The following is a 23,548-nucleotide window of genomic DNA, read 5'->3' on the forward strand; positions in this document are numbered from 1 at the left end:
GACGGGGACCGGGGGCTTTGCCGTCGAGCAAGCCGTCGGGCCCGCTGGTATTGAAGCGCAGCACCCAGTCTCGAACCGTCTGCAAACCAACGCCGCCGACCTGTGCCGCCGCGTGCCGCGCACCACCATCGTAAATCACCGCCAGCGCCAGCAGCCGCCGGACCTGATTGGCGTCACCGCTCAAACGCGCCAACCTTCGAAGACCAGACCCGTCGAAATCGTCCCTTAGCCCAACCGCTGATGCCACCGCCAACCTCCCACCGTTTGCGATGTTGAATCAGATCATGACCGACTTGGGAATCCCCGGCGCTGAGTCAGGCTCCGAGGGACTTGGTATCAGTCGAGTAATCTATGGCAGCAAACAGCCTATGGTCGCCGAAAGCTGCATGTCCGTTCACCACCTCGTTGCGACGTCCAGCAGCTACGAATGCTACCAACGTTCCTGGAAGCCAACCGGCAACTTTCGGCAGGAGAAGCGGTCCCTGCGCTTCCGCCCAAAAGCGGACTTTCCGTTCAGCTGCCGAGTTGTTTTGGGCTCCCAGATTCGTCAGTTTAAGCCGCGACTGCCGAGGCATATCTGTCTCATAAAGGGGCAGTGGTCCAATGTGGATATGAAGTCTCTTTACGACAAATTAATCTCAGGTACATGGCCCGCTTGCACTCGCCCCGACGGCATGTGCCGAGGGAACATAAGATGAAAACAATCACTAAGTTGATGTTCGCGACAACCGCGGCAGTGTGCAGCCTGATCGCAGCAAGCGCTGCAAGCGCAGCTGTGTCGATCAGCGTAACTCAATCAGGTAGTAACGTGCTTTTTTCGGGTAGTGGCACGTTTAATAGTGCGGTGGCAAACTCCGTCGGCCAGGGACTATCTAATGCAGATGTAGATGCCTCAACCGGGTATCTATCTTTCGGTGAATTCGAATTAATTAACGTTTATTCTTTGGCTGGTATGGCACGTTTTGGAACGGGCTTCGCTTATATTGAGGCTAACACGGGACCCGCCTTGGGCTTCCGAGTGTCGGATGGGGCTTTTTATCTGGGAATGAGCTACGTGGATAACTCGCTTATTTCTTCTAGTGGTATCGTCAGAAATGCCACATTGACGACGCTCGGTCTCACCTCTGGGGTTTACAATTACGCGGTCGGGGGCAACGTCGTCACGTTGAACATCGGACCGGTTGTCGCCGCCGTTCCCGAACCCGCAACTTGGCTTACCATGATTCTCGGCTTCGGCATGATGGGCGCGTCGATGCGCTATCGCCGCCGGACCAAGGAGGTCTACGTTTAACAGTTCAATCCTCAGTGGGCGCAAGCCGCTGCCCGAGAGGGTGGCGGCTTTTTACTGTACGCTGCCCCGGAGCGGAACGTCGACTTTCCACCACCTATCGCCGTTCAGACTCTTCGCGGGCGTCCAACGTGCCCGAGAGCCGACCGGCAGCTATCGGGCAGGAAAGCTGCCAGTCTGCTCACGCCCAAACCTGGACGTTCCCATGGAAATGTGCCATCTCGGGAACCATTTCTGAACGAGCGTTAATCACGCTCGACTCGTTGTGCTGGGTCCTGATATCGCGATTTGCCTCGCATCCAGCGTGGCTGGATGAGGGAAATGACAGTGCTGAAAAAAATCGAGTTGCTGGCCGCCACTCGCGTATCGAGGGGGTTGCTGAGCGTGAAGGCGGCGGGTGCGCTCGCACTTGTCCTCGGAACCATGGCGGCGGGTTCGGCATCGGCGGCGGTAATTGTCGTCGCTCCCAACGCTCCGCTGACGGGGTCGGGCTACACCATCACGCTCGGCAACGGCATTGCGGGCTTCACCTTCACAATGGCTGACACTGGCTATGGCCCGGGTGCTGCGGTGTCGACCAGCGGCAACGGCGAGGTTTCCACCTTCCTTGGCGGCGTTGCGGATTTTGAAGCCGGCTCGTCCATCGACCAGAACGGGCTGTACAGCTTTGCGGCCTATCCGGTGACAATGCCGGGCGTGATTCCGTATTCGGCGGCCGACGACTTCATCGGACTGGCCTATAGTCAGGCCGACGGGGTGCATTACGGCTACGCCGAGGTCAACGGTTCCCAGCTAATCAGCTACGGCTACCAGACTTTGGCCAACACCAGCATCCGGACCGGGATGGCACCGGTGGCGGCCGTGCCGGAGGTCGGGACGTGGGCCATGATGATCCTCGGCATGGGCGCGATTGGTTTTGCCATGCGTCGCCAGAGGGTCGCGATGCGGGTTACCTACGCCGCTTGATCTTCCCAAATCTGGCGATGTGTGGGTGGCCGTCGATCGAAAGATCGGCGGCCTCCCTTATGTCCGCTTTCCATCTGTGGACGCCCCTTCGAACGCAAGCGGTATCTGGAAGGTCTGGCAAGTAGTCGGATGCTGCCATCTGTCCGGCCTGTAATGCAGTGTTGAGCTGCTGGCCCGTATGGGAGTTCGCGGACCGGAACCATATCACCAACAGCGTGCTCGTGGCACGGTGGAAAGCCCTGGTTCTTCCGGCCCCGTCTCGCCGACTGTTTTGCCATACCCTCCTTCGACCGACTGCGCCCTCCGACGCCTCTGGCCCGCCTCGGCTTACGCCGCGACCGCGACCGGAGCTCTGTAATCCTCTTGCTTGGTCAGCACCGCCCAGACGATGCGCGCGGTTTTATTGGCGAGCGCAACCGTCACCAGCATCCGCGGCTTTCTGGCGAGCATGCCATCAAGCCACGAGCCCTTGGGCGCACCGCGCCTGCTCGCCTGCAACACGACGGCACTGCTGCCGATGATCAGCAGCCGCCTGAGCGTTCGCTCGCCCATGCGGGAGATAGCGCCCAGCTTCTGCTTGCCGCCGGTCGATGCTTGTTTCGGGACAAGCCCAAGCCAGGCGGCGAAGTCCCGCCCCTTCGCGAAGGTCTCGGGCGGAGGCGCGATCGCTGCGATCGCCGTCGCCGTGATCGGACCGATGCCAGGGATCGTCATCAGTCGGCGCGCCACCTCGTCTTCGCGCGCACGGCGGGCGATCTCCTTGTCCAGCGCGGCAACCCGCTTGCCAAGTTCGGCCAGCATATCGACCATCATCGCAAACATCGGCCGTGCCGCCTCGGGCAGCGTTGCCGACATGTCGCTGTCGTCGAGCAGGTCCGCCAGCATCGCCAGATGACTTGGCCCCTTAGGCGCCACCCAACCGTATTCCGCGAGATGCCCGCGGATCGCATTGCCGAGCTGGGTGCGCTGCTTCACCAGAAGGTCGCGCGTTCGGAACACCAGCGCTGCCGCCTGCTGCTCCTCGGTCTTCACCGCCACGAAACGCATCGTGGGGCGCTGTGCCGCCTCGCAGATCGCTTCTGCATCGACCGCATCATTCTTATGCCGCTTCACGAACGGCTTCACATAGGCGGGCGGAATCAGCCGAACCTCGTGACCCATCGCTTGCAGCTCCCGCGCCCAGTGGTGCGCACCACCGCATGCCTCGAGCGCCACTGTGCACTGAGGCTGCGATACGAAGAAATTCAGAAGCTTTCCTCGGCTCAGCTTTCGGCTGAAAACCATTCGCCCGGTGCTATCCGCGCCGTGCGCATGGAAAACGTTCTTGGCAATATCCAACCCGATTGTGGTAACTTCCGACACGGACGCCTCCCTCAAGTGGTGATCAACACCTCCACTTTGGCACATTGATGCCGTCGGGGGGCGTCCACCCCATCACCAGACCCGGTCATTCAGCATCCGTTCGCGCCTAGCGTACGCAAAACTCACTTTCGTGTCGTGACCCCCTAATGCTGTGACCTTTGCCAATCTTTGAGAGGATCGCCCAGATGGTCGATGCTCGATCAGGCTGGCTGTACGGTCTCGATCGCGCCTTCAGCCGCGCCGAGCGCGGCGAACTGTTGGTTGAGGTGGGTGACCGCCGCCAGCTTCTTGCTCTTGGTCGAACTGCGCCGAAGCCGAAGGGGCCGCACCTCGATGCAAAGCGTTTGCCATTTTCCGTCCTTATGAAGCTGATCCAGACCCATCAGGACCCGCTCGTCATTGAGCGGCTGCGCCTTGAGCGAGCCCGCCGTGAAGCCATTGGAGAAACCCCGTGATCGACCTGTCTTATCGACCCCGCCTGAGCGACCTGCGGCACATCACGTCGACGAACCAAAGCTTGCTTGCGTCAGAGGCGACCAACGTCCGGATATCGCCGGCATCGTCGTTCACAGGCCGACAGGGCTACCAAGCCGAACACCTTGGCGAGTTTGTCGTGCCGCTGCCCGATGCATCTGCGATCGCGGCCGATGTTCTGACCGTCGATGGCAGGACAGATGCACGGCTCGACTATGAGCACTTCACGGTCGTCATGTCGAAGAGCCGGCGCCTCGCGCTCTTCACCGGCGTCAACATCGACGGCAGCGCCAGCGTCTCCGTTCCTCGCGGCGGTGATCCGTGGGCCTTTGACGGACGTATCCCCAAGGAGGCCCAGGCTGGGGACGAGCTCTACGCCAACAACGACTTTGACCGGGGCCATCTTGTCCGCCGCGAAGATCCAAACTGGGGACCAAGCGCCAGCATCGCCAATCGCGACACCTTCCACTTCACTAACTGCTCACCGCAGCTCTCGGTCTTCAACCAGCGCACCTGGCTCAGCCTCGAGGACTATATCCTCAGCAACACGCGCAGGGTTGGCGAGCGCGCGACCGTGTTCACCGGCCCGGTCTTTAGAACGGACGATCCAGTCTATCGCGGCGTCGCGATCCCGCTCGCCTATTGGAAGGTCGTCGCCTTCATCCATGATGACGGCCGACCGTCGGCCTCCGCCTATCTCATCGATCAAGATGTCAATCTGAATGAGCACACGCTGCTATTCGGTGCGTTCAAGACCTATCAGCGATCCGTTGCTGCGATCGCAGGCCTGGCGGCTCTCGACTTCGGGGAGCTGCCCATGTTCGACGGCTTCTCGAACGAGGAGGCCGCAACCGGCACGACGGTCCGCCGACTGATTGCGGGGCCGCAGGACATACTGCTCTGAGTTTGAAATTAAACCTGTCCTACAGAGAACAGAAATGGAACATGGGCCGTCGGATCAATATGGAGTTGGAAGACATGACCGATATGATCGACGGCCCGATGCTGGTGGGTATGGCCGCAATCATCACCAGTGTCGTCAATGCCATCACCACCCTGCGACGCCACGATCGACTGCCGGAGCGACCAAGGCCATCGTGCATGCCTAGGCGCAGAAAGGGGAGGGAGTTTCGGAGTTCGAGAGCATGATGTCCGAATGCTGAAGGAGACCGCCATGCGCCGCTGCGCCAATGCCGTTCTACCATTGATGTTGGCTCCACTGCTTCTCGCTGGATGCGCCACGAACGCACTCAGGCTGGAGGCAGGAGGGGCAGTGCAAACCCGAAGTCGCGAAGCCGTGACGGCAACCGCCAGCTACTTCGATGCGATCGAGCAACGTCGCCGCGAGGCTGCAGCGGCACTAGTCGCGAGCGATCCGAGTTGCCTGCCAGCCACACCGCTGCGAATCCAGGTGCCTATCACGTCATCGGCCCCGACAGCGCCGCTGTGCCTGTCCGGCGAAGCACAATCGCCGGGCTACACAGCGTTCGAGATCGACATCGGAAGCAGTCCGCGCGCCGTGCTAGAGCCGCGCATCGCGCTTATCGTTTTGATCAGCGATTATGCCGATGCACTGGCGGCAATCCTCAACGCGCCCAAGACGGACGTCTCGGCCGAGGTAACCGCCTTCGCCGACCAGGCAGACCGCCTTGCCCGCTTCAGCAACTTCGTCGCCGGCACGGACTTGCCCAACGTCAACGCGGCGTTTGCCAGTGAGCAAGGCCGGAGTCTTGTCGCGCTGATCGCCTTTGCCGGCGAGCTCGCACGTGAAGCGCGGCAGACGCGCGACGTGTGTGCTCTCGTTGTCGAGCGCGGGGCCGTTGTCGACCGCACGCTCGCATCGCTCTCGGCGCAGGTTACGACCTGGGGCAGGGGGGCGGCGCGCAACGCCGACGACCTCTACGGCAATGCCCTGTTCCGGACGTACATCCGCAACCGGGCGAGCCTGTCACCCGAGCAGCGCGAGCAGCTCGCCGGCCGGGTGTTTGCCGCTCGCGAAGCCGCGAAGGATGGACCGGCCCGCGCTGCACAGGTCGCCGATGCGATCGACCTCGCCACCAAAGCACAGGCAAGCCTTCGCGATGCGCTCGCAAGCCGGCTGACACCGGCGCAGCGCCGCGCTGCGGCTCTCCTCAACATTAACCGCATCACTCGCGCGCTTGGCCTCATCGCCTCGCTCGCAAGCCCCGCCTGAGGAGGATTCCGATGACGACCTTCACCCAAGGCATGGACGCGGCCGATGCCCTGATCGACCAGCTGCAGGCGTTCACGGTGGATCCGCGCTACCTGCCGCGCTTCTTCGACAGCTTCTTCGGTCTCCGCACGGCCCTCGGTAGCGCCAGCGACCAGTTTGCCGCTCAGCATAGCGGCGACGACAATGATCGGCCGGTGTACGCGACGGTTCTCGACCGCTGCGAACAGGCCAAGGCGATCGGCAACGCCCTTACCCCCAGCGACGCGGCGGTGACGCGTTATGCTGAAGCGGTGCAGCGCACGATTGCAGCGCTGGGTGAACAGGGCGGCACATCAGGGAAGCCTGTCTTACGCGGCACGCTGCGGTTGCGCAGCAAATCCGCTCCATCGGTGAGGCGAGGGCGACGCTCAACGCCCGAGCCCGAACCCTACTATGCCAGCCTCGTGAAGCTGTTCCCGGTTGAGGCGGTGACGCTCTACCCGCTGGCGATCGGCATTGCAGCCGACGACATCGTCATCCGCCTGATCCTGATCGCCGTCATCACCCTCTTCATCATCGTGCTCCGCTGGTTCGGAACGCAGAAGGAGAGAGGGGGAGATGCCGATGTCGCGGCGATCGCCGTCTCGGTGATCTCGTTCGAGCTCTACGCGGCGTCACTCGGTGGCTTTGGCTACCTGTCGGGCGGACCCGAGCAGACCAGCCAGGTACTCGCCTTCATCACCATCATGTGGGTCGCGCTCGTCCCCTTTGTCCTTCACCGCGCTCGCAACTGAACTAAACCCCCCCGAAGGAGATACGATATGTGCAGCTCCACCCACCGTCACTCGCTTCACTGCATCCTACCGCCATACATCCTGTCGAAGATCGCAGAGAACGGTTCGCCCCAGCTGCGGGCGATGGCTGTCCACAGCCTGCTGATCGATCCGACCATGCGCATCGTGCGCGCCAGCACCGCTGGCCCCGTCACTGGCACCATCGCACGGCGTCGCGCCGCAGCGGGAAATATCCTGACCCCGAGCCCGCTTCGGACGATCCGAGACGCGGGCGGCGAACCTGAGGCGCCGGGTGCCAAGGTGGTCCGACGCGAAGGTGACGCGCCCACCGGCGATGTCGCGGTCAACGAGGCTTATGACGGCCTTGGCGCAACGTTCACGCTGTTCTGGGAGGCCTATCAGCGCAACTCGATCGACGATGCCGGCATGCCGCTCGACGCCACGGTTCACTACGACCAGGACTATGACAACGCCTTCTGGGACGGCACTCAGATGGTGTTCGGCGACGGCGACGGTGAGCTATTCAACCGCTTCACCATCTCGCTGGACGTGATCGGCCACGAGCTGACCCACGGCGTGACCGAGAAGGAGGCGGGCTTGGTCTACTTCAACCAGTCGGGAGCGCTCAACGAGAGCATCTCAGACGTGTTCGGCAGCCTCGTAAAGCAGCACCTATTAGGGCAAACCGCTGACCGGGCCGACTGGCTGATCGGCGCCGAGCTTCTGACCGCCAAGGTCAAGGGCGTTGCCTTGCGCTCGATGCAGGCCCCCGGCACCGCCTATGACGATCCCGTGCTCGGCAAGGATCCACAGCCGGGACATATGGACGATTTCGTTCGCACCAATCAGGACAATGGCGGCGTCCACATCAACTCCGGCATCCCGAACCGAGCGTTCTATCTTGCGGCGATTGCGCTCGGTGGAAATGCATGGGACCGCGCCGGCCAAATCTGGTACAATGCGCTTCTGGACCCCAATACAAGGGCCAACACGGAGTTCGCCGGCTTCGCCCGCAGCACCATCGACGTCGCGATGCGTTTGTACGGCTCAGGCAGTGCCGAGGTGACCGCGGTCACCGAAGCCTGGAGCGCAGTTGGAGTGATCTAATGCAGACGGGCAAGGCATGCGACGAGACGGTTACGGGCGAGGCCCGCATGCGGATCGAGGGCGGCCTTGCCCATTTTCCCGGGTTGGCGAAGCAACAGACGGTCTCCTTTGACGATCTTGCCACCCCGGAGCGTCAGGAAATCACTAGCCTCGCAGATCAGACAAACTTTTTCGGCTGCGTGGCATCGAACGACACCGCGAGGCCGGATGCCCGAACCTATACAGTGGGCCTGACGATCGACGGCCGTAGCCGAGAGCTACGGCTTGCCGAGCCGATCCGAGATCCTGCAATGGCTAAGCTGGTCTCAGTGGTTCGCCGCCTCAGCAAACAACACGCTTCTGTACGGTAGCGGAGCAAACCGAGATGTTGCCTACCTAGGCCGATAATAGTTATTATGTTAAATGTCAGTCACTGAACTGGCATTCACGTTCTGAGTATGGGGCCCCTAGCCGCGGGTTGATGTGCCTTCTACGACCGGTTCTCGCTGCTGGAGCCGGAGTTCGCTTGAGACCGCGCCGCTTGGCTGCTAGTCGCGGCGTTGGGTGCCTGCACGTGCACCCAATTCGCCCGCGCGCTCGATCTGTCACCCGCCGGCGCGGAAATCCAGGTACGCGCGTTTGCCGACGCCGGACTCGTGACCCTTTCGGCCGGTGGACAGATCGCTTGGACACGTGCTCGGTGGCCATGACCGTCCCCGACCCCCTCGATCACGGGCCCCTCGGCGACGCCATGTCGAGTATCGATGGAGGCCTCGACGGGGTCCGATCGACTGGTCGCGCGTACAGCCCGCTAACAACCTTCGTTGGCTGACAATGCGACCAGGGTCGAGGTTTGGTGCGTGAGCTTGGGCACAATGCAATAGGCGACCCTGATCGGACGCGGCGCGCGTGCTCGCTTGGCAAGCGCGCGCTGAATGAATCGGCGCACCGCTTCTTGATTGGCAAAAGAGACAGTCAGACCCGCTCCGCATAGATTAAACCGACCCCACCGCGGGTTGACTATTGTGTGTCGAAACAGGTCGCGGGTCATTTGTATTCGATAGGTGCGCGCGATGTTACGGCTGCCATCCACTGCTTTTTGCGCGCAGCGGGGGTCACTCAGCAGTGTCGGTGTTTCGAACATAGGAGGAATATGGCGGTAGAGCAGCATGGCCGTCCAACAAAAGACTTGAACCAGTCTAAGCACTAATTCCGCCCCTCGATAGCGTTCGGTGATCGTCGAATTCGCGCCGACAGTTCGTAGTCCCTTTCGACTTGTTGAAAAGCGGGATAGCCTCGAGCCGAAGGTGATGGCGAAGCATTCGAAAACATTCCCGACAGTGGGCATTCGGCGGGCTTCACCAACGTAGAACTCGAGGACCAATCAGCCCGCCTATGCCCGCCGCAAGCAGGATCCCCAGGCTGTACCAAGTGAGCACGAAAATTGCGGAGACCTCGGGGCAGTGTAGGCAGTAGATGGTCGCAGCCCATGCTCCAGCGCCGAGACCAGCAATCGCCCCCGCAGCGCGCAACTGTGTGGGCGCGAGCTTACGGAACGACCAGAGGAGCCCTGCAAAGATTGGCGCAGCAAGGACAAGTACCAACCAAGGACATAGCGTCCAGCTGCGGCCAAGCCACATTTGCAGCCAATCCGACGGCGGCGTTTGGGCGAGTTCACCAACTCCAATACCGGCAAGGACCAGGACCGGAGCGATCAACAGCCAAAGTCCCCGAAGAGATAGTGGGCCGGGCCGAGCGATACGCGTGATTGCGTAGGTCGCACCAAGCGCGAGCGATATGGTGTATGTCCACTTCATCCAGAATGAGAAGCCGTGCATCGCCACGCGAAGGTCCGGGCGGATCCCTAGCGTAGCAGTGACCAGCAACATCGTAACGAGGCCACCGGCCAAGATACCGATCGCAACACGGGTCGCCACCGCATGACGCGACACTCGCGTGACATCACGGCTTAGCGCGTCGATAAGCTCTTCAGTATTCATCGTCCTGAGCCTTTGATCAAGGCGCTTAGCGCCTTCAGGCCACGATGCACGGACACCTTCACGTCTGATTCTCCAATGTCCGCGGCGGCAGCGGCCTCTGACACACTCTTACCATCAACATGCGTATCGCGGATCGCTCGCGCCTGCTTGGGCGACAGCTTCGATAAGAGACTATCGACGTCCATGCGCGCGTTAACGGCGTCCTCGAACCCTTCGGCTATAAGAAGGAATTCGACTTCTTCGATCGGCACTGTCTGGCGATGGCGTCGAAAGTGATCAATCGCCCGGTAACGGGCGATTGCATAGAGCCACGCGGTAAAGGGCCGCTCTCGATCGAAAGTCTCGCGGCGAGTATGCACGGCTATCAGTGTATCCTGCACGAGGTCTTCGACGTCTCCGACATGCGACAAGCGGCGGCGATAGAAAGAGTGTAAAAGAGGAACCAGCGCGCGCAACAACAGGCCATGCGCGACCGCATCGCCGTCGAGGCCGCCAATCATCAGCATTTTGAGCTCGGCTTCTGTCGTTGCCATCCGCACTCCAGTCAGTATTACGTCGCTCGCAGGCTATCGGTTACACCGTTCATGACTGCGAACGCCATATTACGTCAATTGGCGACAAACGACGCCATGCGCCTGCCGGAGCTGAACGGTCGATAATGGGCTACCGCCCCTCGGCCGGCAACATGCTGCGCCACTATCTTCGACCCTCCGAGTAGAGGACCTGCTTGCCCCGATTGTGGCACCGAATGATCTTCACAAGGCAGAATGATTACGCGCAGCTTCCTCAGTCGCTGCTTTTGTGGGGCGTAGCGCATCATCGACAGTGCCCTGATCGGTCCGGTTCAGCTTCATCATGGCAAGCCGATCGGGGTCGCCGCGTACGACCTCGAGGCGATCATTAAAAATCGCTGCAATGACGTCGTGCGCCACTGCGGATGCGGTCTCGCGCCCCCCGGATCGACCGAGGCCTGACGTAGCCATCATCGGTGTGTCCGTTGCCGTGGGATACACCGTCAACACGCGGACCCCTTCCCCGTCCAGCTCCCGGCGAAGCGCCTCGCCAAAGTGCGCGATCCCGGCCTTGACCGCCGCATAGGGCGAGTAGAAAGCCATGCCGACAAGCGCGATACCCGAACTGACGTTCACCACCAACGCGTCCCCGCTCTTTCTTAGCATGGGGAGCGCCGCACGAGTGAGCAGGATCGGTCCTATCAAGTTCACCTCTACCATTTGACGGATCTCTTCCTCTTCGATCGCTTCGATCCGGCCTGCCCGGACGCCGCCAGCATTGTTCACGAGGATGTCGAGACCGCCAAGCGACGACGTTGCCAGATCGAGCGTTCGAGCGCGGCCTTCTGGTGTCGTCACGTCGGCCGAGACGCCATTGATTGCGCCTACGCTCTCCAAGCTATGAACGGCCAGGCTGACGGCGTCTTGCCGACGGCCGGTTATCACGACGTCTGCCCCTGCGCGCAGCAGTTCACGCGCGATTTCGAGGCCGATGCCGCTTGACCCACCGGTGACAAGTGCGCGCTTTCCTTTGACGTTCATAAGTCAGTCCTCGTGGGTAAGTGTGGCGAAATGGAAACCTGTTGTTACGCTGCGGTCGACCATTCGGTGATCTGGTCGGGCAGATGATCGAGCGCGAATGCCTCAATCTTGCGATCGATGCCGGTCAGTATGCAAACGCCGATAACAAGCAGCAGTGCGCCAAGTATGGCTTTTCCGCGTCTGCCAGCCATCATGAGGCGACCGCGCCACCGGGCGAGTACGCCGCGCGCTGCAAAGGCGAACACGACCAGCACCGTGGAGATCCCAAGTCCGAACGCGATCATAACCAGCGCTACTTCGCCAAGATCCTTGCCTTCAGCCGCCAGCGCAACCGCGGCGCCCAATGTCGGTCCGACGCAGGGTGCCCAGACGATCCCAAGAAGCGCTCCAATAAACGCTTGCCCCCACAGCCCGGCTCTATCGTCGAGTGCCGATTGACGGCTACTGGCCCAAGCTGCGAGCGGAGTCGCGATACGGGTTAACCCATCCTGCAGTCTCGGCACGAGGAGCACCACGCCAGCCAAGCAGAGCACTACGGCCCCGGCCGCACGAACTACCAACGTGTCGATCCCCAGAGCCTGACCGAAAGCGGCCACAATAAAGCCGGTGGCGGTGAACGCGACCACCAGACCTGCCGCCAGTGCGAGCGGCGCGAAGCGATGCCGCAGGGCCGCGGAGGACAGCACGATCGGCACCAACGGCAAGACGCAAGGCGAAAGAATGGTCAGCGTGCCCGCCACATAGGCGAGCAGAGGATTTAGGGCAGTTGACATTCCCGAATCAGGCAATCGCGCTGTGGATTACCGCGGAGACCTTGGCGTCGTCCGTTTCATGCGAGACTCGCGCGGTTTCACGCTTGCCGTGGAACGCGATCACTGTCGATTGCATGGTCGCGCCGAACTTCTGCCACAAGGGTTTTTGCGTGTCATAGTCGATGCGGAAGACCTGCATGTCGCGATAGGCCGGCTCGGCGGTTACCCGAGCAATCGTTTTCGCTTGCTGACGGCAGACCGGGCACCACGGTGCATGAACCCAGACCATGATCGGCTTGCCCGCCTTCTGGGCAGCATCGAAGGCTGCCTGATTGAACGGCTGCACCGTGGGAGCGGCAGCGCTCGCCGGTGCCGCAGCCATGATCGCGGGAACGCCGGCGGCAAAAACGGCAAGAACGGCGAGCGAAGAAACGTGGCGCATGAGTATCTCCAAAAGATCATGGTGCTTCCCTTTCGCGCCGACGCCGCGCTTGGTTACACATCTTTTTGCTACACTTCCGCTGGGTCCGTTGTGCGTACGGGGTACGCCCCTGCTCGCGGGCGCTAAGACCCAATGGACCGGGACACAGCAGGGGCTAGCTGGCACATGAGGGGTAATAGGCGGGAGGCTTACTTGCACTGGAGATTGTTCGCGTCGCCATACTTGCTTCGAATTCAAAGCGGTGTCCTGCCGGGTACTGGCTGTGAAGATCGCCGTGACCGGCGCGTACGGGAACAGCCATGACCAATTCGTAAGCCATTCCTGGAGGGCGCGCGGCAGGTACTGATGCTTCAGCGCGGCGGGCGAAGCCGCAAGGATGGCGTACGCCGCCGCGATCTCGCCCGCGTCGTTGGCGGACGTGTTGAATACCGGCACACCGATAGCAGCCGCTGCGTGCGCCACCGCCTGCTTGTCGTCGAGATACTCGCCCGGCATCGCCTCCACGCCCAGGGCGTGAGCCGCCGCCACGCGAAAGACCAAAGCGGCAAAATATTTGCTGCCCCACATAATGATCGGCATGCCTTGGGCACGTCCCAGGCCAGCGCCGCCTCCAAGTCGCGCTGCGCTTCCAGGTAGTTGGCCTGGCGCCCGTGCCGCGTCGCGATGGTATTGACGCCGAACGGCGATCCGCCGCGCGCTGGTCAAGTCCAAGCTAGCTGTAGCTCGCCGCCGCCAGACCCAGGGCGATGGTGGCATACTCGCTCCTTCCGGACCCCGCCTGATTGAACAACAGGATCAATGCCTTTGGGGCGGTCGCCCGGCGATAGTTACTGTTGATCCGCACCCCGTCGGTGGCGGTCAGCATTACCGGAGACGCGACAACAACGGGAACCGTAACCTGGTGGGTTGCTATTTGTGGTTCGCTGGACGCTCCGCAGGCGGAGACCGCCTCGGCCAGAGCCAAATACGCGCGCATGGGGTTTCTCCATTGACTGTTGGTCAGGCCCCCTGCCCGACGAGCAGCGACAGGCCACCGTCGATCGTGATTGACGCGCCTGTTATGTAGGCAGCGTCGGGCGAAGCCAGAAAAGCGGCGAGCTGAGCCACCTCCTCTGGCCCCCCGGCGCGACCGACCGGGATGTTGCGCTCGATCTTGTGGAGATACTCAGGATCGTCTTGGGCCTGCTTATTCAGTGGAGTCAGGATCATGCCCGGCGCGATCGCATTGACCGTGATCCCGTGCCGCACGACCTCTAGCGCCAGCGTGGCGCTCAGGTTGGACTGCCCACCTTTCGCGGCGGTGTAGTCCGCCCCGCCAGCGCGCATGGCAAACGCGTGGATGGAGGTGATGTTGACGATCGCGCCGCCCCGTCCGACGCGCTTGAGGTCGCGCACGAACCGACGCGAGGTAAGAAACGTGCCGGTCAGGTCAGTGTCGATCAGTCTCCTCCACTGGTCCAGCGGCATGTCGGCCACTTCGACGCCCGACATGTTCAGTCCGGCCGAGTTGATCAGGATGTCGGGTACGCCGAGCGCCACTGCGACTCGATCGAACGCAGTATCGACCGCGGCCTCGTCCGCCACGTCGAGCGGCACCGCGGCGGCGCGGCCGCCTGCCGCCCCGATCGCGGCGACACGCTTGCTCACGTCCTCCTCGCCGACGATGCCGATGGCGACGGCCGCACCGCGCTCGGCAAGTACCTGGACGCAGGCTTCGCCGATGCCCGAGCCGCCTCCGGTGACAACCGCAATGCGGCCCGAAAGGATGCCGGCGCCGCTCACAGCCGGCGCAGCCTTGCGCGGAACAGATCCTTGTCGGACAGCGAGTAATAGAGCCATATATGATCCTCGTCCTCGATCGCTGAGGCGGCGAAGGCGATGTCGGTGGCGCCTGACGCCAGTGCTTCGGGCGCGATCAGCGGGCCGTCGCATCGTGCGACCACCTGTCCCAGACCCGCGTCCAGCGCGGCCCAGCCGATCCGCCAGTGCGCGTCGTGTGTCGCGCCTTGTAGAACATCACCGGCTGCTTGGAACCCGCACCGATCACCGGCCCGGTCGACAGGTGCCAATTGTCCCAATGGTCGGGCCTGGCAGCGAGCAAGGGTCCGATCACCTCCCAGGGGCCGTGGAGGTCTGGAGCGGCGGCGACACCGATCTTGGAATGCTCCTCCTCGGCATATTCGAACAACAACCGCCACGATCCGTCGGCCGCGGGCGCGACCGTCGCCTCCTTGGGGTTGGCGTAGGGCGGGCGCGAGTCGAGCACGCGGCGTTGCTTGTTGAGGCTGCGCGCGTCCGGTCCCGCCGCATACATCAGCCGCCCGGTTCGCTGGGCCTCGTTCCAGCCGGTGTACCAACAATGCACGCGTCCCTCCGCGACAATCACCGTCGGGTCTTCGCAGCCGTCGAGATCCTCCAAGCCGGGCCCGGGAAAGATCACAGGCGCCTCGTCCATGTCGAAATGTAGGCCGTCCGCTGACGTGCCGTACCAGATTTCCGCCATCTTTAGCCGCGGTTCGTCGTCCCGTCGCGGCACTGCCCGGACGAGAAGTTCGTAGCCGTCGCCGGTACGCCAGATGAACGGGCTCAGCACATACATATCGACCAAGCGACCTTGACGACCGAGCGTCACGGGTTCGATCATTTCGACGACAAAGCCCTTCACAATTTTTCCTCTTCGTGTGATCCGGCCGCGAAAGCGGCCGCTCGGCGGGCGTAGGCCGCGGCGAGCAATCTATGTGCCAGCTTGGCAGACGGGCACGTTGCCTGCGCGTTACGCCGCTCTTCCTCCGCGCTACGCCGAAGCAGATATTTCTGGTCAAACGCGTGAGAGGAGCTGCGCTCTGTGCGGTCGTCAGCCGTGTCGCTGCTCTCCGTTCGCGCAATGCCACCGGTGCCCGGTGTGACCTTCGCGAGCACGGGATCGAGTATCTCGAGAGCTGCCTCGTTTCCACCGACCGCACCGCCTTTGCCGCCGAGGTCGACCATTGCGATTTTCATGCTGGTATCACTCCTGTGGAATGCGTCTGTCCGGACGAGCCAATGTGAACCACATGGCAAACATCCTCCCGTGGATTTTGAGTTAAAGGCGCGTCGCTGCCACGATCATGCCGCCTTTACCGGATTGAACCAAAACCGCGGTTCGGAAGATGGGATTCGGGTTCGGCGGCAGCGTGAAGTTGGCCGCACTTCCCGACCATGTGCCGACGTCATCCAACTGGCGGACGATATTGCGGTGGGGCAGCGTGCGCCCTCCATTCTCGCCCGCCCGGATCGGCACGTTGTTACTGCGTGGATCGTACCGGACGACCCAGACCGTCGATGGCTTCACGCCGCTTGCTGATCCAACCGCGATACGGTTACCGGAAAGCGTGATTGAGGGACCGCCGGAATGCCGGGCGGAACCGATTGCTGCTTCGAGCTGCTGCCGGTTGCTGCCCACGATCGTTTGACGCCCGCCATTGACGACGATCTGGGGCGTTGCAACCTGCGAACGACCGGCGCTGCGCGCATACTCCCACTGACGTGCAGTGAACTGGGGTCGGGCGAATGTGTCCTTCCACCCGAGCTGATCCCAATAGGTCACGCCGAACGATAGTGGGATGAGGTCAGGCCGGTCCGCGATCGCGTTCAGGTTGGCGTTTGCCGGGGGGCAAGAGGAGCAACCCTGGCTCTGAAAGAGTTCCACTACGACCGGCGCCACGTTCGCTGCCTTGGCGGCAACGGGAGGGCGGTTCGGCGCGGCAACCAGGCCAGCCGCGCTGATCGCCGCTATGCCGAAGGTGCTTGGCACCCAAAAAATTGCCTTCATCGTAATTCTCCTTACGGTTTATCCCGAGGCGGCGCGAAGGTCCAACCTGACCATGCAGGTGAGGACGACTGCCCGCTTGACCATCATACGCAGCCGATAAGGTCGCGGTTACGACCGAACCTGCCAGCTGGCAGACAGACGTAACCGAGCTCAGAGCCCGACTCATAATTCGAGCTTGGCAATACGGCGCGTCATTCGCCTGATGGATGAGACGACCATCCAGGCTTCGGACGATGCGATGGAGGCTTCCCAATCCTTTGCAAGACGCCGGCATCGGTTGAGCCACGCCAGGGTGCGTTCGACGACCCAACGCCGGGGTAGAATGACAAAGCCCGTCAGGTCGGAACGTCTGATGATTTCGATTGTCAGCCGATCGATGTGCTCGACCGCGGCTTCGAGCTTCTGGCCGGCATAGCCGCCATCGGCGAACAGCCTGGTGAGCGTGGGATACGCGTCGCAGGATCGCTCGATCAGACCGGGCGCTCCGTCGCGGTCCTGAACATCGGCGCCGTGCACCACGCCTTCGAGCATATTGCCCAGCGTGTCCGTCACGATGTGCCGCTTGCGGCCCTTTATCTTCTTGCCGGCGTCGTATCCGCGAGGCCCACCTGCCTCTGTGGTTTTGACCGACTGGCTATCGATGACGCCCGCGGTCGGCGCCGGCGTGCGACCTTCCAAGACTCGCACCCATGCGACCAGCACCGCATTGATGACATCGAGCAGGCCGTTGTCGCGCATGCGGTAGAAATGATACTGCACCGTTGTGAAGGGCGGAAAGTCTTTCGGCAGTTGCGCCCACTGGCACCCCGTCGATGCGATATACTGGATCGCATCCCACAGGGTCCGCGCCTTGTGCTTGCGCGGGCGTCCCACCCTGGAGGTCCGCCTCAATAATGGCCGGACGACAGCCCATTCCTCATCGGTGCAGTCGCTTGCATAGCGCAGCCTGCTTCTGTCATGCTCGCGCCGAGCGGTTTCAGTCCAGCTCATGGGATCCTCGTGGTCTTCGCAAACCCCGGTGAATCACAAGCTACTGAAATCGCTCAACTCAATTTTCGGTCGGGCTCTCAGGTTTTAAACGTACTCATCTTGCGACAATGGTCGCTTCTACACGGGAAAAGAAATGCGCTTATCTCAACTGGGCTCGCTGCTCTTCGGCCGTCCCTCGCTGGGCAGCACCATGCTTCTTCATCATCACGGTGCAATGCTGAAACCCGACCCTTCGCGTACGGTGATCCGGCCGTTCGAACCCGGCTATCCCAGCGGATACGACAACGGTTCGTCGCGCCTGCAGGTCATTGCCGAGCGTGTGCTTACCTTCAATGAGGGGCAGGTAGGTCGCTTGTTAAGCGAGGTGAGCTCCGGCCTCAAAGACCGTCATCGCGACGTCGACGCAACCTTTCGTCGTCGCTTCGAGGATCTTCGTCCGATGCTAGTCGACATCGACAGCGTCGATGCACCCCGCCGAGAGTTGATCGGTGCTCTTTTCATGGAAGAATATGCATTCGAGGCGGCTGCCTTGTTCAATCCCAGCGCCGTCCTGCATCCCGATCAGCAAGACGTGCCGCCTGGCTGCCTTCGCTTTGTAATGTCGCTAAGAGGCATAGGCGAAGGTCACGTTTCGTCGGTGAGTTTCCGGACTGGCATCTGGACGATTGGAGGAGGCGTCGAGATTGATCCGGTCGGACCGATAACCCAACCACCGGTCATTGACGCTGCCGCGGTCCGCGCGGAGATGCCGCATCTTAAGCTGAACTGCGGCGGCAGCCATGTTATCTCGGAGACCGTGTTGTTTCCGGTTCTGCCCACCCAGCGTCAGGGCATAGAAGACGTTCGATTGGTTCGGTTCGTCGAGGGCAACGGTGAAGTCACGTACTATGGCACCTACACTGCGTTCGATGGCATGCAAGCGCGCTCCGAAATGCTCGTCGGCACAGACTTTCGATCCTGGGAAATGCGAAAGCTTACAGGTGATGCCGTTGGCGCAAAGGGCATGGCGCTGTTCCCGCGCCGCATCAACGATCGCTATTTTATGCTGGGGCGGCAGGACAACGAGAGCATCTGGCTTTTGTCCTCCGACGATCTTTTCACCTGGAACGCCGGAGCCAAACTGATTGAGCCGCGCTTCCCTTGGGAAGCGGTGCAGATGGGCAATTGCGGATCTCCGGTCGAGATCGATGAGGGGTGGCTCGTCCTAACCCACGGGGTCGGCGCCGTACGCAACTATTCGATTGGCGCCTGCCTCCTCGACCGCGACGATCCTTCCCGAGTCATCGCACGCACCCCGGAGCCGATCCTGTCGCCAAGCCCTGAGGAGCGAGACGGCTATGTTCCCAATGTTGTCTACAGCTGCGGCGCAGTGGTTCACGGTCGCGAGTTGCTCATCCCTTACGGCGTGGCGGACAGCTTCACAGCGTTCGCGACCGCGCGCGTTGATGATCTCCTTGCAGCGATGGTCTGATAGACGAATAGCGGATCAGTTCGAAGCCGCGGGTCAGTGCGCGTCGGATGATCAGAAAAACTATGCCAACATTTGTAACCGAACGGCGCGCGCTTACGCATGACCAATTGATCCAACTTGGCTTTGCCCTTCAGTCCCGAAGGCGAAGTGGATCATTACGCGAATGCCGGACGCCACGGTGGATGTCCTATCGGAGCCGGCGCAACGGCTTTGTTGCAAAACTGACGCTGGGGATTCCCCAAGGGAATCGAGCGAGATAGATGGGCGCGATGCCCAAACCTGCCGCACCGAAATATCGCACGACGAACTGGCCGGAGTATAATGCAGCGCTAAAGCGGCGCGGGTCACTGGAAATATGGTTTGATCCGCAGATGCACTGGTTGTCGAAGCCGTGCGGTCGTCCTGGTCGGCCGATGCGGTTTTCGGACAGCGCGATTGAGCTCTGCCTGACGCTGAAATCGCTATTCAATCTGCCATTGCGGCAAGTGACAGGGTTGGTAGCGAGCCTGATCAAACTTGCCGGGCTGGACTGGCCGGTGCCGGATTATACGACGCTATGCCGACGGCAGAAGACGTTGGTCGTCGAGCTTGGCGGGCGGCCCAGCTCAGGCGGCCTGCGCCTTCTGGTCGACAGCACGGGCATTAAGATGACGGGTGAAGGTGAGTGGAAGACACGCAAGCATGGCGCCTCCTACCGCCGCCAGTGGCGCAAGGTGCATCTGGGGATCGACGCGGCAACGCTGGATATCCGGGCCATCGAAGTCACGACGAATGCCATCGGCGATGCGCCGACCTTGCCCGATCTGCTGGCGCAGATCCCGCAGGACGAGCAGATACTCAGCGTCGGCGGAGATGGCGCTTACGATACCAGGGCGTGCCATGCTGCCATTGCCGAACGTGGTGCAGAGGCGGTCATCCCGGTCCGTCGCAACGGCCAACCATGGACGAAAGACGGTCCCGGCGTCGATGCTCGCAATGAAGCGCTACGCGCTACAAAGCGCCTTGGCCGCGCGATCTGGAAGAAGTGGAGCGGCTATCATCGCCGCAGTCTGGTCGAGACCAAAATGCACTGCTTCAAGCTTCTGAGCCAACGCGTTGTGGCTCGTACCTTCGATCGTCAGATCACCGAGCTCAAAGTCCGTGCTGCAATCCTCAATCGCTTCTCCAAAATGGGAACGCCGATCACTGTCCGCATCGCATAATATCTTTAAGTAAAAGGGCGGTTATGCTCTCGAGGCGTTATGCAACAAAGCCCCTGTCGATCAGCAAGATGAATGGATGGCAGTAGTTGGGAAGCGAACCGGGCCATCCGAGCGTCCGGGTTTGGGTCTGCCCCGCCTGGCAGCTGGGGCGGCTCTCGACCAAACCAAGTCATTCATCTCGCGCTCCGTGATCGTCCGATCCTGTCGGAAGCGGACGATCGCATAATGGACGCCACGCGCGATCGCATCGGGCGGGATCGCTATGGCGCTGAGTTGCCCCTCGATCATCCTCTCCGTTGGCCGGTCGGTGATGCCGTCGTCGAAGTTCGTGGCGCCACTCTTCGAATCTATAATCTCGCGGGGCGGGACGAAGGGTCTATGACGACACGGATTGCTCCGAGAAGGAGCGCAAATCGGTCACAGGTCGGTAGCGCGGGGCGATACCGTGAATAACCGCGAGGGCAACGGGTAGGCGAACGCAGCGTCGACAAAGATCGGCTCGTAACCGCCGATCGTCTGGAGGATGGCGCCTGCGAACTTCGCCATCGCCATGCCCCCGACTGCGCCAGCCAGCCCGCCGAGTCCCACGACCGAGCCCGTCATGCGGCGCGGAAAGAGGTCGCCGGGCAGAGCGTAGAGATTGGCCGAGAACGCCTGGTGTCCGGCGCATGCGAGACCGATCAACCCGACTGCAGCCCACATGCTTGGGGCGCGCGCAGCGAACGCAATCGGCACCGCGCAGAGCGCCGCCCCGAACATCGCCGTCTTGCGCGAGGCGTTGATGCTCCAGCCTCCGCCAATCAGGCGCGAACTCGCCCAGCCGCCGGCGACCGAGCCGATGTCTGCCAGGATATAAACCGCCACAAGCGGTGGCCCGAATTCCTTCAGCGACAGATGAAACTGGCGCGCAAAGAAATCCGGCAGCCAGAACAGGAAGGTCCACCATACCGGGTCGATGAGAAAACGTCCCATGATATACGCCCAGGTCTGGCGCATGCGTAGCAGCGTGCCCCAGCCGGCCGGCTCCTGCGGGCTTTCCGGCTCGGCTTCGATCCAGGCCCGCTCTTTGGGCGTGACCAGGGGGTGGTCGGCCGGCTTGCGGTAGAAGGCGAGCCACGCTGCCAGCCAGACCAGCGAGAGCGCGCCCGTTACGATGAATGCTGCGCGCCATCCCAGATCAAGCGTGACTACGATATAGGGTACCAGCAACGGCGTGACGAGCGCGCCGACGTTCGAGCCCGCGTTGAAGATGCCGATCGCGAGCGCGCGTTCGCGCCGCGGGAACCACTCGCCGACCGCTGCAAGCGCGGCCGGGAAGGTCGCCGCTTCGCCCGCCGCGAGCGGAAGACGCGCCAGGATCATCCCGGTCGTACTGGTAAAGGCGATGTGCAGGATGTGACCCGCCGTCCACAAGCCGACCGCGGCGGCATAGCCGAGCCGCGCGCCGAAGCGATCGACGAGACGGCCTGCGACGAGGTACGAAAGCCCGTAGGCGAGCTGGAAATAAAAGGCGATGTCGGCATAGCCGGTTTCGCTCCACCCATAAGTGTGGGCGAGACTTGGCTTAAGCACCGACAGCACCAGCCGATCGACATAGCTCAACACCACCGCGAAGAAGAGCAGTGCGCAGACGAGCCAACGGACTCGCCCGGCTGGTGCGCGCGACGGCGCTTCTGAGACAGTGGGCCGCGTTACCAACTCCACATCGTCCCGTCTTCGAGACGATTCACCGGAAGATACGCGCGCTGATAGGGATATTTGGCGGCAAGGGCCTCGTCGATGTCGACACCGAGCCCGGGCGCTTCGCCGGGGTGCATCGTCCCGCGATGGTAAGTGTAGCTGTGGGGGAAGACCGCATCGGTTTCCTTGGTGTGACGCATATATTCCTGCACGCCGAAATTGGGCACGGTTAGATCGAAGTGCAGCGCTGCCGCCATGCACACCGGCGACAGATCGGTCGCGCCATGGCAACCGGTGCGGACTTGGTAGAGATCGGCGAAGCTTGCGATCCGCCGTAAATGAGTCAGACCGCCGGCATGGACCACGGTCGCGCGAATATAGTCGATCAATTGATTCTGGATCAGCTCGCGCGCGTCCCAGATCGTGTTGAAGATCTCACCGACCGTGAGCGGCGTCGTGGTATGTTGCCGGATGAGCCGGAACGCGTCCTGGTTCTCCGCCGGGGTCGCGTCCTCGAGCCAGAACGGGCGGTACGGTTCGAGATCACGGCCGAGCCGGCCAGCCTCGATCGGGGTGAGACGGTGATGCGCATCATGCAGCAGGTGCACGTCCCAACCCAGGGCATCCCGCGCCGAGGCGAACAGAGGTACAACCGAGCGCAGATATTTCTCGGTCGACCAGATGTTCTCGGTTGGCAGATTGCCGTCCGCGGGCTCATAGAAATAGCGGTCCTTCGACACGCCGTAGGTCGAGGCCAGACCCGGCACGCCAGACTGCAGCCGGATCGCCTTATAGCCTTCCGCCTGGTAGACCAGCGCCGCCTCGATAGTATCCTCGAGCGTCGCGCCGTTTGCGTGACCATAAACCATCACATTGTCGCGGCACGCACCGCCGAGCAATTGATAGACCGGCAGATCCGCGATCTTGCCCTTGATATCCCACAGCGCGGTGTCGACCGCGGCGATCGCGGACATGGTCACAGGCCCTCGCCGCCAATAGGCGCCTTTGTAAAGGAAGTTCCAGATATCTTCGATGCGATGCGCATCGCGTCCGATCAGGCAGGGGATGACGTAGTCGGTGAGATAGCTAGCCACCGCCAGTTCTCGTCCGTTCAACGTGGCGTCGCCGATGCCGTAGACGCCGTGGTCGGTCTCGATCTTGAGCGTGACGAAGTTGCGGCCGGGGCATGTCACGATGACGCGGGCGGCGGTGATGATCGTTATCTGGGAACAATCCTTCTCGGTGCCGGCTGGCGCATTGCAGAAAAAAGCGGCGACCGCGGCGCGGTCGCCGAGATTGAGGTGCGCTTATACCAAGATTCACTGATCAGAACTCCTGAGCCCACTTCCGCATCCCAATCGACATGATTTTCCAGGGCTGATCGACCAGCTTGTTCCAGGCGTCGCAGCAGTAATCGACGATGTCGTCGTAGGAGCCGAACACGCGGTTCGAGAGCCAGTTGTCGCGCATGAACTGCCAGATGTTTTCCTGGGGATTGAGCTCG

Annotated in this window: 26 protein-coding genes and 2 pseudogenes; 10 read left to right on the plus strand and 18 right to left on the minus strand. The window is 61.9% G+C overall.

Annotated elements, in window-relative coordinates:
* On the minus strand, nt 1–271 hold a 271-nt coding region (locus tag RI03_RS21940), incomplete at its 3' end, for a helix-turn-helix domain-containing protein (RefSeq protein ID WP_026046986.1).
* Between the two features lie 423 nt (nt 272–694).
* On the opposite strand from RI03_RS21940, the gene RI03_RS23280 reads away from it, so the two are divergent.
* Nucleotides 695–1,291, plus strand: a complete 597-nt coding sequence (locus RI03_RS23280) for a PEPxxWA-CTERM sorting domain-containing protein (RefSeq protein WP_170318453.1) — start codon at nt 695–697, stop codon at nt 1,289–1,291.
* Between the two features lie 318 nt (nt 1,292–1,609).
* On the plus strand, nt 1,610–2,254 hold the full coding sequence (locus RI03_RS21950; RefSeq protein WP_026046987.1) for a PEPxxWA-CTERM sorting domain-containing protein: 645 nt from the start codon (nt 1,610–1,612) through the stop codon (nt 2,252–2,254).
* A 327-nt stretch (nt 2,255–2,581) separates the two neighbouring features.
* On the opposite strand, the gene RI03_RS21955 is transcribed toward RI03_RS21950, so the two are convergent.
* A complete protein-coding gene (locus RI03_RS21955) occupies nt 2,582–3,616 on the minus strand; it encodes an IS110 family transposase (protein WP_010219991.1) in 1,035 nt (344 codons plus the stop codon).
* A 185-nt stretch (nt 3,617–3,801) separates the two neighbouring features.
* Between RI03_RS21955 and RI03_RS21960 the strand changes: the two genes are divergently transcribed.
* The 6 genes from RI03_RS21960 (at nt 3,802) to RI03_RS21990 (ending at nt 8,514) form a co-directional block, all read left to right on the plus strand.
* The gene (locus tag RI03_RS21960; protein WP_138995815.1) at nt 3,802–4,071 is read left to right on the plus strand and encodes a hypothetical protein; all 270 of its coding nucleotides are present in this window, start codon (nt 3,802–3,804) and stop codon (nt 4,069–4,071) included.
* Nucleotides 4,068–4,994, plus strand: a complete 927-nt coding sequence (locus RI03_RS21965) for a DNA/RNA non-specific endonuclease (protein WP_010219995.1) — start codon at nt 4,068–4,070, stop codon at nt 4,992–4,994. Before RI03_RS21960 ends, RI03_RS21965 begins: the two co-directional genes overlap by 4 nt.
* Before the next feature lie 252 nt (nt 4,995–5,246).
* Nucleotides 5,247–6,284, plus strand: coding sequence for a hypothetical protein (locus RI03_RS21975; protein ID WP_138995816.1), 1,038 nt, complete (start codon nt 5,247–5,249; stop codon nt 6,282–6,284).
* Between the two features lie 11 nt (nt 6,285–6,295).
* The gene (locus RI03_RS21980) at nt 6,296–7,057 is read left to right on the plus strand and encodes a hypothetical protein (protein WP_026046990.1); all 762 of its coding nucleotides are present in this window, start codon (nt 6,296–6,298) and stop codon (nt 7,055–7,057) included.
* Nucleotides 7,058–7,084: 27 nt separating this feature from the next.
* Nucleotides 7,085–8,164: a M4 family metallopeptidase gene (locus RI03_RS21985; RefSeq protein WP_051007338.1), complete on the plus strand. Its 1,080-nt coding sequence runs from the start codon at nt 7,085–7,087 to the stop codon at nt 8,162–8,164.
* Nucleotides 8,164–8,514: a protealysin inhibitor emfourin gene (locus RI03_RS21990; RefSeq protein ID WP_010220000.1), complete on the plus strand. Its 351-nt coding sequence runs from the start codon at nt 8,164–8,166 to the stop codon at nt 8,512–8,514. Before RI03_RS21985 ends, RI03_RS21990 begins: the two co-directional genes overlap by 1 nt.
* Before the next feature lie 440 nt (nt 8,515–8,954).
* Here RI03_RS21990 and RI03_RS25005 read toward each other — a convergent pair whose 3' ends face one another.
* The 13 genes from RI03_RS25005 to RI03_RS22045 all read right to left on the minus strand — a co-directional run bounded on the left by RI03_RS25005 (nt 8,955) and on the right by RI03_RS22045 (nt 17,691).
* Nucleotides 8,955–9,527, minus strand: coding sequence for a WGR domain-containing protein (locus tag RI03_RS25005; RefSeq protein ID WP_238542505.1), 573 nt, complete (start codon nt 9,525–9,527; stop codon nt 8,955–8,957).
* On the minus strand, nt 9,502–10,143 hold the full coding sequence (locus tag RI03_RS21995; RefSeq protein ID WP_010220001.1) for a DUF1109 domain-containing protein: 642 nt from the start codon (nt 10,141–10,143) through the stop codon (nt 9,502–9,504). The genes RI03_RS25005 and RI03_RS21995 overlap by 26 nt, the downstream gene beginning before the upstream one ends.
* Entirely contained in the window at nt 10,140–10,676 is a 537-nt protein-coding gene (locus tag RI03_RS22000; RefSeq protein ID WP_010220002.1) for a sigma-70 family RNA polymerase sigma factor, read from the minus strand. The genes RI03_RS21995 and RI03_RS22000 overlap by 4 nt, the downstream gene beginning before the upstream one ends.
* Before the next feature lie 222 nt (nt 10,677–10,898).
* The gene (locus tag RI03_RS22005) at nt 10,899–11,696 is read right to left on the minus strand and encodes an SDR family NAD(P)-dependent oxidoreductase (RefSeq protein WP_026046992.1); all 798 of its coding nucleotides are present in this window, start codon (nt 11,694–11,696) and stop codon (nt 10,899–10,901) included.
* Nucleotides 11,697–11,740: 44 nt separating this feature from the next.
* Nucleotides 11,741–12,469, minus strand: a complete 729-nt coding sequence (locus tag RI03_RS22010) for a cytochrome c biogenesis CcdA family protein (protein ID WP_010220006.1) — start codon at nt 12,467–12,469, stop codon at nt 11,741–11,743.
* 7 nt (nt 12,470–12,476) lie between these two features.
* Entirely contained in the window at nt 12,477–13,469 is a 993-nt protein-coding gene (locus RI03_RS25010; RefSeq protein ID WP_010220007.1) for a thioredoxin family protein, read from the minus strand.
* 133 nt (nt 13,470–13,602) lie between these two features.
* Nucleotides 13,603–13,866, minus strand: coding sequence for a hypothetical protein (locus tag RI03_RS25015; protein WP_010220008.1), 264 nt, complete (start codon nt 13,864–13,866; stop codon nt 13,603–13,605).
* 23 nt (nt 13,867–13,889) lie between these two features.
* On the minus strand, nt 13,890–14,672 hold the full coding sequence (locus RI03_RS22025) for an SDR family NAD(P)-dependent oxidoreductase (protein WP_010220009.1): 783 nt from the start codon (nt 14,670–14,672) through the stop codon (nt 13,890–13,892).
* Entirely contained in the window at nt 14,669–14,833 is a 165-nt protein-coding gene (locus RI03_RS25020; RefSeq protein WP_238542506.1) for a hypothetical protein, read from the minus strand. Before RI03_RS25020 ends, RI03_RS22025 begins: the two co-directional genes overlap by 4 nt.
* Complete coding sequence (locus RI03_RS22030; RefSeq protein ID WP_010220010.1) at nt 14,806–15,555, minus strand: hypothetical protein; 750 nt, start codon at nt 15,553–15,555, stop codon at nt 14,806–14,808. The genes RI03_RS25020 and RI03_RS22030 overlap by 28 nt, the downstream gene beginning before the upstream one ends.
* Nucleotides 15,552–15,890, minus strand: coding sequence for a hypothetical protein (locus tag RI03_RS22035; RefSeq protein ID WP_010220011.1), 339 nt, complete (start codon nt 15,888–15,890; stop codon nt 15,552–15,554). Before RI03_RS22035 ends, RI03_RS22030 begins: the two co-directional genes overlap by 4 nt.
* An 82-nt stretch (nt 15,891–15,972) precedes the next feature.
* Entirely contained in the window at nt 15,973–16,701 is a 729-nt protein-coding gene (locus RI03_RS22040; RefSeq protein ID WP_037516080.1) for a DUF1223 domain-containing protein, read from the minus strand.
* Nucleotides 16,702–16,863: 162 nt separating this feature from the next.
* A complete protein-coding gene (locus RI03_RS22045) occupies nt 16,864–17,691 on the minus strand; it encodes an IS5 family transposase (RefSeq protein ID WP_026046994.1) in 828 nt (275 codons plus the stop codon).
* Nucleotides 17,692–17,824: 133 nt separating this feature from the next.
* On the opposite strand from RI03_RS22045, the gene RI03_RS22050 reads away from it, so the two are divergent.
* Both RI03_RS22050 and RI03_RS22055 read left to right on the plus strand, forming a co-directional pair.
* On the plus strand, nt 17,825–19,162 hold the full coding sequence (locus RI03_RS22050) for a glycoside hydrolase family 130 protein (RefSeq protein ID WP_081504339.1): 1,338 nt from the start codon (nt 17,825–17,827) through the stop codon (nt 19,160–19,162).
* 269 nt (nt 19,163–19,431) lie between these two features.
* Nucleotides 19,432–20,364 (plus strand): IS5 family transposase, encoded by a 933-nt coding sequence (locus RI03_RS22055; protein WP_026046485.1) that lies wholly within the window; start codon nt 19,432–19,434, stop codon nt 20,362–20,364.
* A gap of 376 nt (nt 20,365–20,740) precedes the next feature.
* Here RI03_RS22055 and RI03_RS22060 read toward each other — a convergent pair.
* From RI03_RS22060 to RI03_RS23950, 3 genes and pseudogenes are all read right to left on the minus strand, one after another.
* Nucleotides 20,741–22,062 (minus strand): annotated as a pseudogene (locus tag RI03_RS22060) (MFS transporter).
* Entirely contained in the window at nt 22,056–23,267 is a 1,212-nt protein-coding gene (manD, locus tag RI03_RS22065) for a D-mannonate dehydratase ManD (RefSeq protein ID WP_037516083.1), read from the minus strand. Before manD ends, RI03_RS22060 begins: the two are co-directional and overlap by 7 nt.
* Before the next feature lie 103 nt (nt 23,268–23,370).
* Nucleotides 23,371–23,548: pseudogene (locus RI03_RS23950) on the minus strand (IS630 family transposase); the annotation flags it as partial.

This window comes from Sphingomonas sp. PAMC 26621 (genome assembly GCF_000251145.1).
Taxonomy (GTDB): Bacteria; Pseudomonadota; Alphaproteobacteria; order Sphingomonadales; family Sphingomonadaceae; genus Sphingomonas.

Excerpts from the sequence above, each read along its gene's own strand:
- RI03_RS21990 (WP_010220000.1), top strand. The coding sequence starts at position 8,164 with ATGCAGACGGGCAAGGCATGCGACGAGACGGTTACGGGCGAGGCCCGC.
- RI03_RS21960 (WP_138995815.1), top strand. The coding sequence starts at position 3,802 with ATGGTCGATGCTCGATCAGGCTGGCTGTACGGTCTCGATCGCGCCTTC.
- RI03_RS21995 (WP_010220001.1), bottom strand. The coding sequence starts at position 10,143 with ATGAATACTGAAGAGCTTATCGACGCGCTAAGCCGTGATGTCACGCGA.
- RI03_RS22035 (WP_010220011.1), bottom strand. The coding sequence starts at position 15,890 with ATGAAAATCGCAATGGTCGACCTCGGCGGCAAAGGCGGTGCGGTCGGT.
- RI03_RS25015 (WP_010220008.1), bottom strand. The coding sequence starts at position 13,866 with ATGCGCGCGTATTTGGCTCTGGCCGAGGCGGTCTCCGCCTGCGGAGCG.
- RI03_RS22005 (WP_026046992.1), bottom strand. The coding sequence starts at position 11,696 with ATGAACGTCAAAGGAAAGCGCGCACTTGTCACCGGTGGGTCAAGCGGC.
- RI03_RS22000 (WP_010220002.1), bottom strand. The coding sequence starts at position 10,676 with ATGGCAACGACAGAAGCCGAGCTCAAAATGCTGATGATTGGCGGCCTC.
- RI03_RS22040 (WP_037516080.1), bottom strand. The coding sequence starts at position 16,701 with ATGAAGGCAATTTTTTGGGTGCCAAGCACCTTCGGCATAGCGGCGATC.
- RI03_RS22045 (WP_026046994.1), bottom strand. The coding sequence starts at position 17,691 with ATGAGCTGGACTGAAACCGCTCGGCGCGAGCATGACAGAAGCAGGCTG.
- RI03_RS23280 (WP_170318453.1), top strand. The coding sequence starts at position 695 with ATGAAAACAATCACTAAGTTGATGTTCGCGACAACCGCGGCAGTGTGC.
- RI03_RS25010 (WP_010220007.1), bottom strand. The coding sequence starts at position 13,469 with ATGCCGATCATTATGTGGGGCAGCAAATATTTTGCCGCTTTGGTCTTT.
- RI03_RS22055 (WP_026046485.1), top strand. The coding sequence starts at position 19,432 with ATGCCCAAACCTGCCGCACCGAAATATCGCACGACGAACTGGCCGGAG.
- RI03_RS22050 (WP_081504339.1), top strand. The coding sequence starts at position 17,825 with ATGCGCTTATCTCAACTGGGCTCGCTGCTCTTCGGCCGTCCCTCGCTG.
- RI03_RS21975 (WP_138995816.1), top strand. The coding sequence starts at position 5,247 with ATGCTGAAGGAGACCGCCATGCGCCGCTGCGCCAATGCCGTTCTACCA.
- RI03_RS21985 (WP_051007338.1), top strand. The coding sequence starts at position 7,085 with ATGTGCAGCTCCACCCACCGTCACTCGCTTCACTGCATCCTACCGCCA.
- RI03_RS21950 (WP_026046987.1), top strand. The coding sequence starts at position 1,610 with ATGACAGTGCTGAAAAAAATCGAGTTGCTGGCCGCCACTCGCGTATCG.
- RI03_RS22010 (WP_010220006.1), bottom strand. The coding sequence starts at position 12,469 with ATGTCAACTGCCCTAAATCCTCTGCTCGCCTATGTGGCGGGCACGCTG.
- RI03_RS21980 (WP_026046990.1), top strand. The coding sequence starts at position 6,296 with ATGACGACCTTCACCCAAGGCATGGACGCGGCCGATGCCCTGATCGAC.